The 16031-nt window shown below is 55.6% G+C and carries 19 protein-coding genes and 1 tRNA gene; 5 read left to right on the forward strand and 15 right to left on the reverse strand.

The genetic code is table 11. The features are described from left to right. Positions 1-3 precede the first annotated feature (3 nt). From rsmH to PHP98_00605, 4 genes are all read right to left on the reverse strand, one after another. Complete coding sequence (rsmH, locus tag PHP98_00590; GenBank protein MDD5482138.1) at positions 4-927, reverse strand: 16S rRNA (cytosine(1402)-N(4))-methyltransferase RsmH; 924 nt, start codon at positions 925-927, stop codon at positions 4-6. A gap of 45 nt (positions 928-972) precedes the next feature. Continuing rightward, entirely contained in the window at positions 973-1167 is a 195-nt protein-coding gene (locus PHP98_00595) for a hypothetical protein (GenBank protein MDD5482139.1), read from the reverse strand. A gap of 68 nt (positions 1168-1235) precedes the next feature. Then, positions 1236-1529, reverse strand: a complete 294-nt coding sequence (locus PHP98_00600) for a hypothetical protein (GenBank protein ID MDD5482140.1) — start codon at positions 1527-1529, stop codon at positions 1236-1238. Between the two features lie 40 nt (positions 1530-1569). Next, a complete protein-coding gene (locus PHP98_00605) occupies positions 1570-2055 on the reverse strand; it encodes a division/cell wall cluster transcriptional repressor MraZ (protein MDD5482141.1) in 486 nt (161 codons plus the stop codon). Positions 2056-2316: 261 nt separating this feature from the next. Between PHP98_00605 and PHP98_00610 the strand changes: the two genes are divergently transcribed. Then, positions 2317-4056 carry a glycosyltransferase family 2 protein gene (locus PHP98_00610; protein ID MDD5482142.1) on the forward strand — a complete coding sequence of 580 codons (1740 nt, stop codon included), beginning with the start codon at positions 2317-2319 and terminating at the stop codon, positions 4054-4056. Between the two features lie 73 nt (positions 4057-4129). On the opposite strand, the gene hypB is transcribed toward PHP98_00610, so the two are convergent. Genes hypB through PHP98_00625 form a run of 3 tightly spaced genes read right to left on the reverse strand, consistent with a single transcriptional unit; the run spans position 4130 to position 5762 of the window. Continuing rightward, positions 4130-4813: a hydrogenase nickel incorporation protein HypB gene (gene hypB / locus PHP98_00615; protein MDD5482143.1), complete on the reverse strand. Its 684-nt coding sequence runs from the start codon at positions 4811-4813 to the stop codon at positions 4130-4132. Then, the gene (locus tag PHP98_00620; GenBank protein MDD5482144.1) at positions 4810-5157 is read right to left on the reverse strand and encodes a hydrogenase maturation nickel metallochaperone HypA; all 348 of its coding nucleotides are present in this window, start codon (positions 5155-5157) and stop codon (positions 4810-4812) included. Before PHP98_00620 ends, hypB begins: the two co-directional genes overlap by 4 nt. A 20-nt stretch (positions 5158-5177) precedes the next feature. Then, a complete protein-coding gene (locus PHP98_00625; GenBank protein ID MDD5482145.1) occupies positions 5178-5762 on the reverse strand; it encodes an NYN domain-containing protein in 585 nt (194 codons plus the stop codon). A gap of 228 nt (positions 5763-5990) precedes the next feature. Between PHP98_00625 and rpsT the strand changes: the two genes are divergently transcribed. Further along, on the forward strand, positions 5991-6254 hold the full coding sequence (rpsT, locus tag PHP98_00630) for a 30S ribosomal protein S20 (protein MDD5482146.1): 264 nt from the start codon (positions 5991-5993) through the stop codon (positions 6252-6254). A 152-nt stretch (positions 6255-6406) separates the two neighbouring features. Here rpsT and PHP98_00635 read toward each other — a convergent pair whose 3' ends face one another. The 4 genes from PHP98_00635 to PHP98_00650 all read right to left on the reverse strand — a co-directional run bounded on the left by PHP98_00635 (position 6407) and on the right by PHP98_00650 (position 11257). Further along, entirely contained in the window at positions 6407-6919 is a 513-nt protein-coding gene (locus tag PHP98_00635; protein MDD5482147.1) for an LptE family protein, read from the reverse strand. After that, the gene (locus PHP98_00640) at positions 6916-7923 is read right to left on the reverse strand and encodes a tetratricopeptide repeat protein (GenBank protein MDD5482148.1); all 1008 of its coding nucleotides are present in this window, start codon (positions 7921-7923) and stop codon (positions 6916-6918) included. Before PHP98_00640 ends, PHP98_00635 begins: the two co-directional genes overlap by 4 nt. Before the next feature lie 113 nt (positions 7924-8036). Beyond that, on the reverse strand, positions 8037-8807 hold the full coding sequence (locus PHP98_00645; GenBank protein ID MDD5482149.1) for an MBL fold metallo-hydrolase: 771 nt from the start codon (positions 8805-8807) through the stop codon (positions 8037-8039). Continuing rightward, positions 8807-11257 (reverse strand): sodium-translocating pyrophosphatase, encoded by a 2451-nt coding sequence (locus tag PHP98_00650; protein MDD5482150.1) that lies wholly within the window; start codon positions 11255-11257, stop codon positions 8807-8809. The genes PHP98_00645 and PHP98_00650 overlap by 1 nt, the downstream gene beginning before the upstream one ends. A 172-nt stretch (positions 11258-11429) precedes the next feature. On the opposite strand from PHP98_00650, the gene PHP98_00655 reads away from it, so the two are divergent. After that, positions 11430-11506 (forward strand) — tRNA-Arg (locus tag PHP98_00655). Positions 11507-11543: 37 nt separating this feature from the next. On the opposite strand, the gene PHP98_00660 is transcribed toward PHP98_00655, so the two are convergent. The 3 genes from PHP98_00660 to PHP98_00670 all read right to left on the reverse strand — a co-directional run bounded on the left by PHP98_00660 (position 11544) and on the right by PHP98_00670 (position 13251). After that, positions 11544-11888, reverse strand: a complete 345-nt coding sequence (locus PHP98_00660; protein MDD5482151.1) for a hypothetical protein — start codon at positions 11886-11888, stop codon at positions 11544-11546. A gap of 203 nt (positions 11889-12091) precedes the next feature. Further along, a complete protein-coding gene (locus PHP98_00665; protein MDD5482152.1) occupies positions 12092-12658 on the reverse strand; it encodes a hypothetical protein in 567 nt (188 codons plus the stop codon). A gap of 218 nt (positions 12659-12876) precedes the next feature. Next, entirely contained in the window at positions 12877-13251 is a 375-nt protein-coding gene (locus tag PHP98_00670; protein MDD5482153.1) for a hypothetical protein, read from the reverse strand. Positions 13252-13351: 100 nt separating this feature from the next. Here PHP98_00670 and PHP98_00675 point away from each other — a divergent pair, with 100 nt between their 5' ends. Together PHP98_00675 and PHP98_00680 are read left to right on the forward strand one after the other, a co-directional pair. After that, positions 13352-13663, forward strand: coding sequence for a ferritin family protein (locus tag PHP98_00675; GenBank protein MDD5482154.1), 312 nt, complete (start codon positions 13352-13354; stop codon positions 13661-13663). 25 nt (positions 13664-13688) lie between these two features. Further along, positions 13689-15224 (forward strand): YifB family Mg chelatase-like AAA ATPase, encoded by a 1536-nt coding sequence (locus PHP98_00680; GenBank protein MDD5482155.1) that lies wholly within the window; start codon positions 13689-13691, stop codon positions 15222-15224. Positions 15225-15273: 49 nt separating this feature from the next. On the opposite strand, the gene PHP98_00685 is transcribed toward PHP98_00680, so the two are convergent. After that, the coding region (locus PHP98_00685; protein ID MDD5482156.1) for a carbohydrate kinase family protein at positions 15274-16031 on the reverse strand (758 nt) is incomplete at its 5' end.

Here is a 16031-nt window from a genome sequence, read left to right on the forward strand (position 1 = left end):
GTTTCACTCCGTCCTTTCAATACAACGCATTTTGGCCGACCGGGCCCGCGGGTTCCGCATGATTTCGGCCCCGGACGCCGGCCGGGGCTTCCCCGTAACCGGCCGGACAACCGGCTTCATGCCTTGCCAGCTTTCCCCCCCTTCCGGAAGAGAAACCCAGCGGCCGATATGTTTTTTAAAAAAATGTTTAACCAGCCGATCCTCAAGGCTGTGGTAGGAAATCACCGTCAGCCGCCCGGCCGGCGCCAGAAGCGCGAGGGCGCCCTCCAATCCCTTCTCCAGCGCGCCGAGCTCATCGTTCACCGTTATGCGCAAGGCTTGAAAAGTTCTGGTCGCCGGATGAATCCTGCCTCCGGACCAGCGCGCCGCGAATTCAATCGTCTGGACAAGGCGCCGCGTTGTCCAGGGCTTTTTCTGCCTGCGCTCAATCGCGATTGCCCTTGCAATTCTCCGGGCGGCCGGCTCCTCGCCGTACTCCCGTATAATGCGGGCCAGTTCCTTTTCGTCCGTCTCCTCAACGATTTGCGCGGCGGTTAGCTTCCGGGAACGATCCATGCGCATGTCCAGCGGGCCGTCCTTCATGAAACTGAATCCGCGCTCGCCCCGTTCCACCTGCATGGCCGACATCCCCAGGTCCAGCAATATGCCGTCAACCCGGCGGATGCCCGCGCCCTCAACCAAAGACTGGATATCGGCGAAATTTCCATGCAGCAGCCGGCAATGGCCCAGCCACGGCCGCAGGTTACAAGCCGCCAGCTCCAGGGCATCAGCATCGCGATCCAGGCCGATCAGCATCCCCGCGCCGCCTAAACGCTCAAGCACCGCCCTGGCATGGCCGCCGGCGCCAACCGTGCCATCCACGTAAATGCCGTTTTTGCGCACGGCCAGCATTTCAACCGCTTCCTTAACCATTACGGGAACATGCATCCCAGGCATTCATCTCCGGCAGGATTTACGGAAATCATCCGCCCGTTATGGATAGGCCGCCATGACGGGCAGGGCCGCCTGTAATCTGATTTTCTTGACTTCCAATTCGTAACAGACGTTGCAAAAGCCATGGGAACAGAAATGGCCGGCGTCCGCTTCATGAAACTGGTATTCCCAGCCGACATCCGTCTTCACGCGCCCGCAGATACAGCACTTCATAAGGACTTTTTTGTTTTCCATGGTTCGTCGTCCTCCTCAGGGGGTTTAATGCAAAACGCCGGGCCGGCGACCGGACGGCAAAAAGCGACTCACATCAGCAAGGAACGGACATTGAATCCGCTGAAAATCGTCTTCATGATTTTCCTGGCCGGCCCTTCGGATGCCTTCCCGCCAAGCCGCAGACGTTCGTAATCGCCCACGGGAAGAATCTGCATGGTCCCGTTCAGGGAAAATGCGTGCGCGCCAAAGCGCAAAGAACGGGCGACATTCCTCCTGTCCGGAAGAATAAAACGGCGCATCATGGCCGTTTCAGACCGCATCGCGCCGGTAACACCCAGGTAATTAACCGCTCTCATTTTGATTTCCTCCAATGCATGTTTCATAGTTCCTGTTTTTGAACTCCGCCGGGAAAGCGGATTATGTTTAAAATTCCACGTACCGCACGGCGTCTTCCATCGTCGTCTGGTCAACGGCGGCAGCCGTTTTCTCCCATTCCTCGGGGTTCCACAATTCAAACCTGTCCCAGGCGCCGACCAGTTTCACGCGGGAGACAATGCCGGCATGGGCCAGGAGTTCGTCCTTGATCCTGATGCGGCCCTGTGAATCCCAGGAAATCAGGTCCGAGCTTGAGGCCAGCAGCCGCGCGAACATGCGCGCTTTCTTATCGCCAATGCCGATTTTCCGGAATTTTTCAAGCCGGCGCGCCATTTCGCTGGCCGGATAAACATAAAGGCATTTTTCATTATTAAGCCCCGGCAATACGTAAAGACTTGCCGGCTTGCCGACCTGATCGCGCCAAACCGCGGGAATGGTCATGCGCTTTTTGGGGTCAAGGGAATGCGTGAAATTACTGGCAAATCCTCCACCCACCATGACCGGAACCGGCTGTTCTATGTCATTATTTGCCACTTTATTATCCTTTTATGACACAATTTGACACTTTCCCCCACAAAATGTCAACATTTTTTTGCAAAAAAAATTAACCGCACCTTTTCCACTGAAATCCATGTCCCCGAAAGATGCCGCCCCCGGGTCGCCACCGGGGGCGTTTTCTTGACAATCAGGCCGTAAAATAATAATTTTGGCCTGTTCCGCGGTGGATGGCGGCGCTGCCGCCCTGAGCTCCTGCACAGAAGTCTAAATGGATACGATGCGGAGCAATCGTTGAAAATGAAAAAGGCTTTTACACTTATTTCGCTTTTTTTTGCAACCTGCTGGCGCCATGGAATACACAAGGCGTTTCTCCTGGCCCTCGCCCACTTTTCGCAATGCCGGTTTATACCGCGCCGGCTCGCGGGCCTGGCGGAAAGATTTCCGCCGGTTTCGCGCTCCAACTCGTCCGCTTATCTGCCCCTGTTGAAACGCACCCCCCTCGTTTCAATTGTCATGCCCGTTTTCAATTCCCGCTGGCTGCCGGAAGCCGTGGAAAGCGTTCTGGCCCAGACTTACCGGAACTACGAATTGATCCTGGTGGACGATTGCTCCACTCTGCCCGCGACACTTGAAACGCTCGCCCGGCTGGAAACAACGCCGCGGATCAGGATTATCCGCAACCGCCGGAACCAGGGAATCAGCGGCGCGACCAACGCCGGCATCCGGGCCGGCCGGGGCGAATATGTGGCCTTCATGGATCATGACGATTTACTGCACCCGGACGCGCTGGCTTATTTTGCGCGGACTTTGAACGACGGCCACGATGAAGACGTTTTTTTTACCAACGAAAAGATCGTCAACCACAGGGGCATCGTCATCGCCGGAATGGTCAAATGCGCCCCTTCCATGGACCTGCTGCTCTCCTGCAACGCCGTCCTGCATTTCTGCGTCATCAAAAGGGAAAAACTGGATAGGATCGGATTGTTGAAAAAGGAATACGACGGCGCCCAGGACCATGACCTCATGATCCGCGCCCTGGAAAACGGGCTTTCCTTCCGCCGCATTCCCTGTTTTCTGTACGGCTGGCGGTGCCACCGCGCGGCCGAATCGGGCAACGTGCGCGCTTACTCCCGCGCCGGCGGCGGCGAATTGCCCCGGGCCTACCGCAATGGAAAAAAAACCGTTCAGGATTATCTTGACCGGAACGGGATCCGGGCAACGGTAACCGACGACGCCTTTCCATGGTACCGCGTCAAGTATGCGCTTCCGCCTGAAAAACCGGAAGTGGCCATCATCATCCCCTTCCGGGACCAGCCGGATTGCCTCCGCCGGCTGCTCGCGAGCATGCGAAAAACATCATATAAGAACTTCACCCTCCACCTGGTGGACAACCAGTCCGCGCTCCCGGAAACGCGCGTTTTGCTCCGCGAGGCGATCGCCAACAGCGGCTTCAGAATTAAAATCATTGAGTTCAACGAGCCGTTCAATTATTCCCGCCTGCACAACCGGGTTGTTGCCGGAATCAATAACGAGCTCCTGCTCTTCATGAACAACGATCTGGAAGTAATCAAGGGCGACTGGCTGGAAGCCATGCTGGAACATATCCACCGCGATAAAATCGGGGCGGTCGGGTGCCGCCTGATCGGAAAAAACGGCGAACTCCAGCACGCCGGCATGACCTTCCGGCCCGACATTTATTTCTGCGCCAGAAATCTCAACCTGGAGGAAGGCTATTACACGAAAGTTCAGCGGGAAGTCGCGGGGGTTACCTGCGCCTGCATGCTGACCCGCAAGACGGTGTTTGAAAAAACCGGCGGTTTTGACGAGGTGCAGTTCCCGATTGGGTTTTCCGACGCCGACCTGTGCCAGAAAATAACCCGGATCGGGTATAAAATAATTTATACCCCCTTCGCCGAGCTCTACCACCACGAATCGTTATCCCGCAAGACCCACGAGGAATGGTATGAAAAACACACGCTCTTTAAGCGTTACCTCGGCGCGACCACACTGGCGGATAAACACTACAAGCACGCCTGAGCGGAGACGCCGCCATCCAAAACGGGCGCCGGCTGTTCGTTGTGAATGCCGCAAACATTACAGCCCGGATGTTTTAACGGAACGGTTTAAGCGCAAGTCCGCCGCCCGGGACAAATCCCCCGGCGCAAGCCAGCCAGTTAATCCACCCGCCCAGGCCGTTGCCGTTCAAGGCCGAAACCTGGAAAACCGGCGCGCGCGGATTGAGCTTGCGGATAAAGCCGAGGCATTTTTTCAGCCGGAAGGGAACATGGGGCAGAAGATCCGTTTTGGTAATCACGACCGCCCCCGCCTCCCTGAAAATCAACGGGTATTTCAAGGGCTTATCGTCCCCTTCCGTGACGCTGATCGCAACCGCCTTGGCGTGTTCGCCGATATCAAATTCGGCCGGGCAGACCAGGTTGCCGACATTTTCAACAATGATCATGTCCAGACGGCGCAGGGGCAAGTCGCGGACGGCGTAATGAACCATCTTGGCCTCCAGATGGCACCCGCCGCCGGTCAAAAGCTGACTGACACGGCAATTGAGCCGCGCCAGACGGCGGGCGTCATTCTTTGTTTCCAAATCCCCTTCCAGGACGGCGAAATCAAGCCGGCGCGAAAGTTTTCGCACCGTCTTTTCAAGCAGGGCGGTTTTGCCAGCGCCGGGCGAGCCGATCAGGTTAAGCATTTTTATGTTTTCTTTGGCCAGCAAAACGCGGGTTTTGGCCGCCCAGCGGTCGTTGTCGCCCATTAAATCGCGGTAGACTTTGATTTTCATTCCACCTCTATGCTTTCAAGATAAAGCTCCCGGCCGGCGGCAATTTCCAGATCAACTCCGCCGCACTTCCGGCAGGCAAACATAAGGCCGCCGGCGGCCCCCCGCCAGCCGCAGCGGGCGCACTTTAGTTTGACCGGAACGGTTTTAATCAGCAGGGATGAGCCTTCGGCGGGCGTATTCTTGGTCAGGATTTTATAGGCCGACTTCAAGCTCGCCGGAACAAGGCGGTGGTATGCCCCGGCCCTTACGCGCGCTTTTGTGAGGCGCGCGCGGCCATTCGTGTTTTTTTTCAACTCCCCCAGAACGGCCGCGACCAGCGACTGGCATATTGAAAATTCATGCATGCGCGCACCCGGCGGAAAAATCAGATCGGGTCTATCAAATCAAGGACATTCCGGGCGGATTTTTCGTCGTTCGCCGGCGGGCGTTCGTCCGCGTCGGATTTTTCCGGCTCCGCCGGGGCGGATTTTCTCTGGATTGGCCGCGGCGGGCGGTCATGATCAAAATTACCCTCCATCGCCTTCCTGATCGTGGTCAGGCGCATGCATTGCGCGTTCATTTTCCCCGCTTCCCGTTCAATCTGCCGGTCATTGGTCATGATAACGACCGGACCGGAGGCGCGGCGCCGGCGGACCACATCCTTGATTTTCTGCGGAAACGTCTTTTCGCTTTCCGCGTAATAAACGCTGATGCCCTTAAACGTTTCGCCCTCGCCGGCTTCCCGCAGCGGCCGCCCGACAAATACGGCCGCCATCTCAGCGCCTTCGCGCTGGGCGAAGGCGGCCAAAGTTTTAAGCACATAAAAATTATCGCGGGGGCTTGGCGACCCGTTGGCCTCCCGGCCGCGCTTTTCAAGAAATCCCCTGGCGTCAATAACAACCTCCTGGCGGCGATCGGCAGAACAGGCGCGGCAGGAACAAAGGTTAAATAAGCGATTTAGCAAACTCATGTTGTCTCCTTTCATTGCCCCGAAGAATAAATCATCAACGGAAAAAATTCAAGCGCCACTTGCGGCAGGCTGAATATTTTTACGGCCGGGCGCAAAGAATGCTTGACTTACTGGCGTAATTTTCGCAATCTTCGCCCTTATCGGCCCGGCGGAGCAAAGACGAAATTCAAAATCTGTTTTGACCGTCAAAACATCCCCCGCCGGGCAAAAAAACAAGGAGACCCGGGAATGCCCAATATAAAGAGCGCAGAAAAACGGATGCGCACCTCGGAAAAAGCGCGCCGCAGGAACAAAGCGATCCGTTCCGCCATCAGCACGGCGCGCCGCCGTTTTCTAGAACAGCTCGCCGCAAAGGAGAGGGAGAAAACAAACGCGGCTTACCGCCAATACTGCTCCATCCTGGATAAGGCCGCCAAAAAAGGCGTGATTAAGAAAGAGAAGGCGGTGCGGCGCAAACGCCGGGCCGCGGCGCAAATAGCGCGCATCGCGTAAAACGCATTCCCTTTCCCAAAAGCGTCTGCCGTGCGCGTTTCGCGGAAAACCGTTCCATTTAAACATGATACACTTTTGCGTAGAAGTTTAAATAAGACCGGCGGATCGCCGGCCGGGAAAGTTTTGGATGGCGGCACTGCCGCCTTAGGCCTTTACCAGGCTTCAACCGCCTTTTCCACTATCCGCTTGGCCAAATCCTCGGACGCCTTCGGCATGGCCGATTGTTTCGCGCTGACCAGGTTGCCGATAAACGGGAAAGTGGCCTCGCCAATGACGCTGGCCTCGCATAATATTTCCTCGTCATCCACGCGTTTTAATACGAAGGTAGCGGCCAGCGTCAGGCGGTATTCATTCGGCCTGGCAACATCGGCGCGGTCATACCGCAAGGGGTTGAGCGAAACCGAGGTGAGAATGCATTCCAGGACAACATCGGCATTTTCAAGATTGACCACTTTCAAGGTGCCGTCTTTCTGCAGCTCGGCAATCAGCGCCGCCGTGGCGTCATTTTCAATCAACGGCTCCCGGGACCGGTTGGCAAAAAGAGGCACATAGACGGTTTTTATATCCGGAGGCAGGGTGCTGCCAAGACGGTAACCGGCGCAACCATCCAGAAACAACGCGGACAACAAAACCAACAGCGCTCCCAGCGGCTTGATGTTTTTCATTTGATGCGCTCCAAACGTTCGTCTATCTGTCTGATCTGGACACGGGCCGTATCGGCCCAGCGGGAAGAGGGAAATTCATAGATCAGACGTTGAAAACTTATTTTAGCGGCGGCCAGCTGTTTTTTTTCATCCCCCCTGCCGTCGGCGTAAGAAAGGGCCTTCAAATAAACGCGGGCCTGCTGATAGAGCAAAGCCGCCGATTCCGTCTCCAGTTCCTGCAGGTAATGGCGCGCCTGGGGGGCCATGGCGCTATGGGGATACCAGTCCAGGAAACTTTTGAAGGTCAGGCTGGCATTTTCGCGCAAATCGCCCGCGTTGCGGTGTTTGCGCGAATAAAGATAACAGCATTTTGCCTGGCTGAAAAAAGCCTGCTCGGCAAGCGGCCCCATCGGGTAACGCTGATGATACAGGCCATAGGCGTCAATCGCCAGATCGTATTGCCCGGTTTTCTCGTAAATCCGCGCGATGCGGAACTGCAAATCCGACGAGCGCTTCCATTGCAGCCCATTCTGGATCATTTTCTCAAAGAGGGGAATCGCTTCTTCCGGCGACTGATACTTGAAAAGCAGGAAATAACGGTCGCGCTCGGCTATCTGTTCGGCTATTTTGTACTGACATTCCAAAACATCATGATAAGGAAAAAAACCGGGATAAGTTTCAATCAGAAACTGGTATTCGTCAAAGGCTTTCTGCAGTTTTCCGCGCCGGACAAGCAGTTGGGCATAATTGCGCTGGGCCTGCGGGGCCTGCGGCGATTCCGGCCAGTTATACACCAGGTCGCGGTAGGCGGTCGTGGCCGACCGGATTTTCCCCGCCTTTTCCAGGCCCGCGGCATATTCAAGCTGGAGCTCCGGCGAATCCCGGTGGGGACCCCCGCTCCACCAGCTTTTTTCATGCTTTATCCGCTGCGGCTTCTGGTCCGTTTCCGCGGCCTGGCCGAACCCGTCCCGGCCGGACGCAAAAAAAACAACGGCAAGCAAGACAATATAAATCGCTGATCGCATTAAGGGGATACTACCCGTAACTCATCCGCAGGTCAATATTTTCCGTGTTTTTTCCCGCATTCCACTAAGGCGTGCAATTTTTCTCCGGACGCGCGCGGCACGGGGGCTGGGCTTCACAAATTAACAACCAGCCCGTCATAAGCCAGGGCAATTCCTGCGGGCAGTTCCGCGCTTGTCTGCCGGTGGTCAAGATCGTGGCCGATGTGCGTAAGATAAGCCTGAACCGGGCGCAGTTTTTGCAGAACGGCGACGCTCTCGGAAAGGCTGAAATGGGTCGGATGCGGCCGGCGCCGCAGGGTGTCAAGAATGAGGATGTCCAGTTCCCGCAGGCCGGCAAACGCTTGTTCGTCAAGCTCCTGGCAATCCGGCACATAGCCGAAAGCGCGGCCTTCCGCCTCAAGCCGGTAGCCGTAAGTGGGAATATCGGCGTGCCGCACCGGGACCGGGATCACGCGCAAACCGCCGATTTTGAAAGGTTTTTCCACCGCATTGAGGCTGACGCGCGGGTAGGAAAGACCGGGTTTTTCCGGAAAATGGATGTAGGGAAATATGCGGGAAATATCGGCCAGTGTCGCCGCCGAACCGTAAACCGGGATGATTTCTTTCTGCACTTGGTTAAAGCGGCGGATATCGTCAAAGCCGAGAATATGATCCACATGGGCGTGCGTATAAAACACGGCATCCAGGCGCTTCAGTCCGAAGGCCAGCGCCTGCTCGCGGAAATCAGGCGGAGTGTCAATAACAACCTGCCGGCCGGCCGCCTCAATATAGAGACTGGCGCGCCGGCGCTTGTTGAAAGGATCCGCGGAGAGACACACCGCGCAGTCGCAGCCGATGGCGGGCACGCCGATGGAAGTGCCCGTGCCGAGAAAAGCAATTTTCATTATATCGCGTTATCGCCACTCCCCTCCGGGATGCGCATGCTGTAGAACGAGCGATAGACAAAAACCAGCGCCACAGCGGCGAAGAAAACACCCAGCGCGGTTTTCAACGCGGAAGAATGCATGGTCACGGCGATTTCCACGGCCAGCAGGCCGAAGAGCGTGGTGAACTTGATGACCGGGTTCATGGCCACCGAGGAGGTGTCCTTGAACGGGTCGCCGACGGTGTCGCCGACCACGGTGGCGGCATGCAAATCGGTGCCTTTCTGGCGGAGATCAACTTCCACGATCTTCTTGGCGTTATCCCACGAGGCGCCGGCGTTGGCCATGAAAATAGCCTGGAACAATCCGAAAAACGCGATGGCAATAAGATAGCCGATGAAGAAATAAGGGTTGAAGAAAGGCAGGGCCAGCGCGAAGCAGAACACAACGATAAAGATGTTCCACATGCCCTTCTGCGCGTAGACGGTGCAGATGCGCACGACTTCCTTGCTGTCCTTCATGGAAGCGGTGGCGCTGTCCAGCTTGATATGTTCCTTGATGTAGACCACCGCGCGATAGGCGCCGGTTACCACCGCCTGCGTCGAGGCGCCGGTGAACCAGTAAATAACCGCGCCGCCCATGATGAGCCCCAGGATAATTTCGGGCTGGACAATGCTGAGCTTGGCAACGACGCCGCCGAAAAGGTTTTCCAGCAGGATGATGATGCCGAAAACCATCGTGGTGGCCCCGACCACGGCGGTGCCGATCAGAACCGGCTTGGCCGTGGCCTTGAAGGTGTTGCCCGCGCCGTCGGCCTTTTCAAGCTGATACTTGGCGTTTTCAAAATCGGGCTTGAAGCTGAAATTCTTTTCAATGTCGGCCGCAATGTCCGGCTGGCTTTCAATCCGGCTCAATTCGTAAACCGACTGGGCGTTGTCCGTAACCGGCCCGTAACTGTCCACGGCGATGGTTACCGGCCCCATGCCCAGAAACCCGAAGGCCACCAGGCCGAACGCGAAGATCGGCGCGGCAAAAATGAGTTGCTGGGGCATGATGGCAAGCAGGGCCTGATTCTGCGAAAAATGATAGGAGACGAACATGAGGAGCATGATGACCAGCCCCATCCAGAAGGCCGAAAAGTTTCCGGCCACGAAACCGGAAAGAATATTGAGCGAAGCCCCGCCGTGCCGGGAACAATTGGTCACTTCCCTGACATGGCGCGAATTGGTGCTGGTGAACACCTTGGTGAATTCCGGAATCAGCGCGCCGGCAATGGTGCCGCAGCTGATGATGACCGAAAGCACCCACCACAAATCGCCCTGGAATCCGGGTTGGCGCGCAATCAGGAAATAACTGGCGACAAAAGTAACCGCAATGGAAACCAGAGAGGTTATCCAGACCAGGTGAGTCAGCGGCGCTTCAAAGTCAAAGTCTTTTTTGCCGGCGTACAGCGCCTTGCTCACGAGTTCGTTCGCGAAATACGAAACGAGGGAGGTCGCAATCATCAGCGCGCGCATGGCAAAGATCCAGATGATGAGCGTGGCGCAGATCAGCGGGCTGGCCGTCAGCGCCAGCGCCAGGAAAGCGATCAGGGCCACGCCGGTAACACCGTAGGTTTCAAAGCCGTCCGCGGTCGGTCCCACCGAGTCGCCGGCGTTGTCGCCGGTGCAGTCGGCTATCACGCCCGGATTTTTAGGATCGTCCTCGGGAAGCTTGAAGACGATTTTCATCAGGTCCGAGCCGATGTCGGCGATTTTCGTAAAAATTCCGCCGCAGATGCGCAGTACCGATGCGCCCAGCGACTCGCCGATTGCAAACCCGATGAAACAGGGCCCGACCAGCTCGCGCGGCAGAAAAACCAGGATGCAAATCATGAAGAAGAGCTCCACCGCCACCAGGAGCAGCCCCACGCTCATGCCGGAACGGAGCGGGATGCCGAGGGTGAGAAAGGGATTTCCATGCAAGGCCGCAAAAGCGGCGCGCGAATTAGCAATGGTGTTGATCCGGATGCCGAACCAGGCCACGCCGTACGAGCCGAGAATGCCGAGGATGGAACAGAGCAGAATGACCAGGATTTTGCCAAGGCCTTCGTGCTGCAGCCCCATAAAGTAATAAATCATGCAGACCGCGATCAAAGTCCAGAGAATGGCCAGGAACTTGCCCTGCTGGAAAAGGTAGGTTTTGCAGGTTTCCCAGATGGAACGCGAAACCTGCCGCATTGTCTCATGCACCGGAAGGGCTTTTGTCTGCAGGTATTGCACCAGGCCGAACACCGCGCCGATGAAGCAAATGATTATCCCCAGATACATAAGGGCCACGCCGCTCACGCCCCCCAAACCCTCAAACCTCACCTGGGAAAGATCGGGAATCTTGATGTCGGCCTCTCCGGCGCAGGCGCCGGCGCTGAAAGCGGCCAACGCGATTCCGGCCAGGAGAATTTTGACGCCCGCAGAAAACTTCCGGTACAACATGATGCTTCCTTTCTCTGTGTTTATTTATTCTTTCTTCGGCAAAAACAAAACAGGCGCAGATTATTATGGAAAACCTGAAACAGTCAACATAAATCAGCAAATGTCCTTGCATTTTACGCGAAGGACATTAATCTTTACCGGTTGTTTGCGAAGCGTAGCCGCGACTAAATCCGCGCCTGTAGCTCAACTGGATAGAGTGTCGGCCTCCGAAGCCGAAGGTTGCCAGTTCGACCCTGGCCAGGCGCACCAGCTGAAAACCATAATTTTATCCTGCTCAAACATCGTTTTAATCAATAAAATCAATGCTTTTATGCGTTTTTACCGTTTGGTCATTTTGCGCATTTTTGCTTTTCTTTGATAAATCCCATCCTATCATGTTGTATTCAGGTTTGCCGGGCCGTTTCCATACTATGCTGCCACCTTTGCCTACGATTCCGAATTCAGCTGGCGCGTTTGGGACAAATCCTCTTTGATGTCGATCCAGGACGGCCAAAACGTTTGTGCTGATCTCAGGCGATTTCAATCTTCCCCTATCCAAAGCGGGCTCTGCCCGCAACCCAATGTTATTAATGCTTCCTTCCCCATGTGGTGCGAATTTGGTTAGAAAAAGGCGGCGGCGATTCCGGCTCATCCGGCCCGTTGCCGCCCTCGCGCATACACGAGTATAGCGCTTCGCGCGGCGCCGGTCCATCTGAACCGGACTGGCCTTTCTTTTTCGAATCCGCCGCTGGCGGAAGCCAAATTCACCCCACGCTTGCATCGGGCTTCGCTCAAAGCTACGCCCGAGTTCTCGTTAAAGATGTGCAACCCTTCCGCCAAATCCTTGATGCTCTCTCAAAACCACGCCTTCAAAACTCGCGCCGTATCCGCTCCCTGGAAATAACCGGTAAAGACCGCGATTTCCTTCAGGCCTTGTCCGATCCGAAGTTTGCCGTCTCCGGCCTGACCAATAAAGACCTCCGGCAGATATACTCGTGTATGCGTGAGGGCGGGAAATCCGCAGATGCGCCGGAATCGCCGGAGATTTTCCGAACGAAATGCACCGCGCATATGCTTCATACCCACATCATCCTTACCCAGCATTATTTTCTTGCTTTTCATCACGGCTTTTGACATTTCAGGTGCTAAATAAGAAGGCATTACTCTGAAAGTTACATTTGTAACTTTAGAAGTTACGAAGGGGGTCTTTACTCCTGTCCCTTTCAGTTTATGGCCCAGTCGGTGAGCAAGAATCACAGGGAACAGAGTTGAATCCGCTCCGGTGTCCATCAGCCCCAACGTGGAGAGATTCTGCCCTGTTATTGGATTACGAATCAGCAGAGGCAAGCGGGTATAGGGACGGTGTTCAAACGAACCGTCTTGCAGCCGCAACTGGAGGAAAGGATATTGAAGCGACGGCATGGCTCAATAGATGTATTTTTTGAAGGGTCGTGAGGGAACACGATAAAAGGTTCACGCACCCCGGCCTTCTCTGTCTTTTCAAGCACAACGGCTAAATTGTTGCCATGCGCCACAACGGACGTGTCTTCCACGGATCGCAGAGACACATACCGCGCATAAGGACAATCAAGTTTAATGATTTTCGCTCCGGTTGATTTCTTCATGGTTTCCTCTTTCTGTTAAGACTCTATCACGCCAGCGGCTAATGTTGCAAGCAGTTTTTCTTTTATCGTGTGCCAGTTTTTTCCGTTCAGCTTGTCCACCCAGCGCCGGCGTGCGCCGTGGACGAAGTCAACACCGGGGATGTGGAAGAAAGAGAGCGGACGTAAAAGATGCCCCGCGTGCGGCACGGAATTGGAAAAGCAATCTTCTCCCATGACATGGCCGGTCAGCATGAGCTTGTGGGCGCTTCCCCATTCGTGGATGGTTTTGAAAAATGAATCAGCATAAAGCCGCGACAGAATGTCATGGAAGTCATAGCGTATTTTTGCCGTCTTCCGGCCGATATCAAACAACAGGGCGTGAAGGTATTTACCCAGGTCGTAGCCTTTCATGGCGGCAAATTTCTTTAAATCCGGCTTGTCTCCCCGCATTCCAAAGGTTAAAGTGTGCTTATAACGATCGGGCAATCAACAAGGAGGACAGGAGGCAGCCATGCCGGAATTCGGATCATCCCTTTCGGGACTCGCCAATAACCGCAAAATCACGAAACAGGAGCTCATTCGCGCGATCCGCTTCATGATCGCCGCGGAATATGAAGCGATTCAGTTATACATGCAACTGGCCGAATCAACCGACAACAAGCTGGCCGTTGACGTCCTCCGGGACATTGCCGACGAGGAAAGAGTTCACGCGGGAGAGTTTCTACGGCTGCTCCGCGAATTGGCCCCGGATGAAGAAAAATTCTATGCCGAAGGGGCGGATGAGGTTGAGGAGGAAATCAGGAAACTCAAAAGCTCAAAGTAAGTCTTTTTTGAAATGAAAGGCAATCATGCTCGCTAAAGTGCATTCCGGCGCCGTTTATGGCATTGATGCTTATCCGGTTGAAATTGAGGTGAACGAGGGGCGCGGCGACCCGCAAACGGTGATCGTCGGCCTGCCGGACACCGCCGTCAAGGAAAGCAAGGACCGGGTCCAGACCGCCATTCTCAATTCCGCATTTGAAATGCCGAAAGGGCGCATCACCATCAACCTCGCCCCGGCCGATATAAAAAAAGAGGGGCCGGTCTTTGACCTGCCGATCGCCATCGGCATCCTTGCCACGCAGGGATTCATCCCGCTGGAAGCGCTTGCTCAATACGGCATGATCGGCGAACTGGCCCTGAGCGGCAAAGTGCGCCGGGCAAAAGGCGTGCTGCCGATTGCCATGGCCATGAAAAAAGAAGGACTCAAAATGATCCTCGTGCCGCGGGATAACGCCGATGAAGCCGCCGTGGTTGAGGGAATAAAAGTTTTCCCCGTCAAAAACCTGCGTGAAGCCGCCGACCTGATCGGCGGATTGAGCCAACCGGCGCCTTTCCGGATTGATGTCGCTGAAATATTTGACTCAACGTCCGTTTACGACGAGGATTTTGCCGACGTCAAGGGCCAGGAACAGGCCAAGCGCGCCGTGGAAGTGGCCGTGGCCGGCGGACATAATTTACTGATGATCGGTCCGCCGGGAACCGGAAAAACCATGCTCGCCAAGCGGATCCCCTCCATTCTGCCCTTGATGACCCTGGAAGAAGCCTTGGAGACAACCAAAATTCACAGCATCGCCGGCGCGCTCGCCCCCCGCCAGGCGCTGATTACTCACCGTCCTTTCCGCGCCCCGCATCATACGGTTTCCGACGCCGGACTTTTAGGCGGCGGGGCGCATCCCATGCCGGGCGAGGTCAGCCTGGCCCACCGCGGCGTGCTCTTCCTTGACGAATTGCCGGAATTTCACCGCAACGCCCTGGAAGTTCTGCGCCAACCGCTTGAAGACGGTTCGGTTACGATTTCCCGCGCTATGGCCAGCATGACGTTTCCCTGCCAGTTCATGCTGGTCGGCGCCATGAACCCCTGCAAATGCGGCTGGTATGGCGATCCCAAGCATGAATGCCGCTGCAATCCCAACCAGATTCAGAATTATCGCAACAAGATTTCCGGGCCTTTGCTTGACAGAATAGACATTCATATTGAGGTTCCATCGGTAAAATATCAGGAATTGACTTCACTCGGCGCCGGAGAACCCTCGGCAAAAATCCGCGCACGGGTAATTGCCGCCCGGGAAATACAGAAGGAAAGATTCAAGGGGTTAAGAAAAGTCCATTGCAACGCCGCCATGCGCACCAAGGACACGGGAAAATTCTGCGCACTCAAGGATGAGGCCCAATCGCTCCTCAAAATGGCCATTCCCGAGCTCAATTTCACCGCCCGGGCCTACGACCGAATTTTGAAAGTCTCCCGCACCATCGCCGACCTGTCCGGAAAGGAACAGATTGGAAGCGAACATATCTCCGAGGCAATCCAATATAGAACATTGGACAGGCAATTTTGGATTTGATCAGTCCGGATAGGCGGATAAATCAGAGTGAAGCTCACCGCGGGATTCTTCACTGTTCCCCCTTGATCCAGACTTGGTTGGATTGATACCAGCACCACCCTGGCAACGGCATCCGCACCGGCAATCGAGCCGGGTTCGATTGGACGCGCTGATACAATTCGGTTTTGTTTGGCAGGCCACCGACGGCATCGAGCGTCTCGACACAGAACGAACCTAGTGCTACGGAGAGTGTCATTGTCCGTTCCAGCGTGCAACCGTTGAGCAGCCCATATAGGAAACCCGCAAATGTCGTATCGCCGGCGCCGGTTGTCCCCGCAATGGGTACCCGATAACACGGCACCAGTAGTTCGCGATTAACCCAATTGTCAAGCTGTATCGGGGCACATGCCCCCAAGGCACGGATCCGTTCTCGGTCAGGTGATGTGCGAATATAGAGACCTTGATCACCCAGCTTGATACCCACCACGGCCGTTCCGCTGGCCAGCAGCCATTCGGCCACTTGGGCAAGCCGGTCGCCATGCAGACAAGTGTATTTGCCCCTCGTCATTCGTACCGCCTCTTCCCAACTCGGAAGAAACACATCCACGGCGGGCAGCACGTTCTGCAGCCAGCGTGACCAATCTACCTGTCCTTGTCGTGTATTGACGTCCGGCAGCGACATGTCCAGCGAGGTAGTCAGGTTATGTTGCTTGGCACGTTCAAAGATCCGCCGAGCATCCCTTCCATTATGCAACGCCAGACGTAACAGCAGCGGGGGGTAGCCGATATGTAACAAGTGGGCATGTTTAAGCATCGCGTCCGAAACAT

The sequence above is a fragment of the Kiritimatiellia bacterium genome, from assembly GCA_028715905.1.
Lineage (GTDB): Bacteria > Verrucomicrobiota > Kiritimatiellia > JAAZAB01 > JAAZAB01 > JAQUQV01.

What these genes read in the sequence shown, in the direction of transcription:
- rsmH (MDD5482138.1), bottom strand. Translation starts at nt 927, where the DNA reads ATGCATGTTCCCGTAATGGTTAAGGAAGCGGTTGAAATGCTGGCCGTG.
- PHP98_00595 (MDD5482139.1), bottom strand. Translation starts at nt 1,167, where the DNA reads ATGGAAAACAAAAAAGTCCTTATGAAGTGCTGTATCTGCGGGCGCGTG.
- PHP98_00600 (MDD5482140.1), bottom strand. Translation starts at nt 1,529, where the DNA reads ATGAAACATGCATTGGAGGAAATCAAAATGAGAGCGGTTAATTACCTG.
- PHP98_00610 (MDD5482142.1), top strand. Translation starts at nt 2,317, where the DNA reads ATGAAAAAGGCTTTTACACTTATTTCGCTTTTTTTTGCAACCTGCTGG.
- hypB (MDD5482143.1), bottom strand. Translation starts at nt 4,813, where the DNA reads ATGAAAATCAAAGTCTACCGCGATTTAATGGGCGACAACGACCGCTGG.
- PHP98_00620 (MDD5482144.1), bottom strand. Translation starts at nt 5,157, where the DNA reads ATGCATGAATTTTCAATATGCCAGTCGCTGGTCGCGGCCGTTCTGGGG.
- PHP98_00625 (MDD5482145.1), bottom strand. Translation starts at nt 5,762, where the DNA reads ATGAGTTTGCTAAATCGCTTATTTAACCTTTGTTCCTGCCGCGCCTGT.
- rpsT (MDD5482146.1), top strand. Translation starts at nt 5,991, where the DNA reads ATGCCCAATATAAAGAGCGCAGAAAAACGGATGCGCACCTCGGAAAAA.
- PHP98_00635 (MDD5482147.1), bottom strand. Translation starts at nt 6,919, where the DNA reads ATGAAAAACATCAAGCCGCTGGGAGCGCTGTTGGTTTTGTTGTCCGCG.
- PHP98_00640 (MDD5482148.1), bottom strand. Translation starts at nt 7,923, where the DNA reads ATGCGATCAGCGATTTATATTGTCTTGCTTGCCGTTGTTTTTTTTGCG.
- PHP98_00645 (MDD5482149.1), bottom strand. Translation starts at nt 8,807, where the DNA reads ATGAAAATTGCTTTTCTCGGCACGGGCACTTCCATCGGCGTGCCCGCC.
- PHP98_00650 (MDD5482150.1), bottom strand. Translation starts at nt 11,257, where the DNA reads ATGTTGTACCGGAAGTTTTCTGCGGGCGTCAAAATTCTCCTGGCCGGA.
- PHP98_00660 (MDD5482151.1), bottom strand. Translation starts at nt 11,888, where the DNA reads ATGAGCCGGAATCGCCGCCGCCTTTTTCTAACCAAATTCGCACCACAT.
- PHP98_00665 (MDD5482152.1), bottom strand. Translation starts at nt 12,658, where the DNA reads ATGCCGTCGCTTCAATATCCTTTCCTCCAGTTGCGGCTGCAAGACGGT.
- PHP98_00670 (MDD5482153.1), bottom strand. Translation starts at nt 13,251, where the DNA reads ATGAAAGGCTACGACCTGGGTAAATACCTTCACGCCCTGTTGTTTGAT.
- PHP98_00675 (MDD5482154.1), top strand. Translation starts at nt 13,352, where the DNA reads ATGCCGGAATTCGGATCATCCCTTTCGGGACTCGCCAATAACCGCAAA.
- PHP98_00680 (MDD5482155.1), top strand. Translation starts at nt 13,689, where the DNA reads ATGCTCGCTAAAGTGCATTCCGGCGCCGTTTATGGCATTGATGCTTAT.